Origin of the sequence: Klebsiella sp. 10982 (genome assembly GCF_048589245.1) — a bacterium.
Classification (GTDB): domain Bacteria; phylum Pseudomonadota; class Gammaproteobacteria; order Enterobacterales; family Enterobacteriaceae; genus Klebsiella; species Klebsiella quasivariicola.
The window spans coordinates 1-812 of the sequence record NZ_JBMAXV010000129.1; the positions used below are offsets into that span (position 1 = coordinate 1).

Annotated in this window: 1 protein-coding gene; it reads left to right on the plus strand. The window is 53.9% G+C overall.

Going from position 1 to position 812, the window contains the following annotated elements:
* On the plus strand, positions 1–812 hold an 812-nt coding region (locus ACKLKD_RS27905), incomplete at both ends, for a BCCT family transporter (RefSeq protein WP_420062011.1).

Genomic DNA, 812 nt, shown 5'->3' on the forward strand with positions numbered 1-812 from the left:
GGTGTTTTGCAGGTGAATGCCGGTTTGAACCATCTTTTCGGGGTGCCCATCAATGAAACGGTGCAGGTTATTCTGATCGTGGTCATCACGGGGTTAGCGACGATTTCAGTGGTGTCCGGCCTGGATAAGGGAATACGTATCCTGTCTGAGCTCAATCTGGGTCTGGCGTTGTTGCTCCTGGCGCTGGTCCTGTGTCTGGGACCAACCGTGCTTCTGCTGAAGTCATTTGTGGAAAATACGGGCGGTTATCTTTCGGAACTGGTGAGTAAAACGTTCAACCTTTACGCGTATGAGCCTAAGTCGAGCAACTGGCTGGGGGGCTGGACATTACTGTACTGGGGATGGTGGCTTTCATGGTCGCCGTTTGTGGGGATGTTCATCGCACGGGTCTCCCGCGGGCGAACCATTCGCGAGTTTGTCACCGGCGTGCTGTTTGTTCCCGCGGGTTTTACGCTCATGTGGATGACGGTGTTTGGTAACAGCGCGATCTATCTCATTATGAACCAGGGGGCCACAGACCTCGCCAGTACCGTTCAGCAGGATGTGGCGCTGGCCCTGTTTAATTTCCTGGAGCATTTCCCGTTCTCTTCCGTGCTGTCATTCATCGCAATGGCGATGGTCATCGTCTTCTTTGTCACGTCTGCTGATTCAGGGGCAATGGTTGTTGATTCTCTGGCATCAGGTGGAGTGGCAAACACACCCGTCTGGCAGCGAATATTTTGGGCCTCGCTCATGGGCATTGTCGCAATTGCGCTTCTCCTTGCCGGAGGGCTAAGTGCGCTGCAAACAGTGACAATAGCGAGTGCATTGCC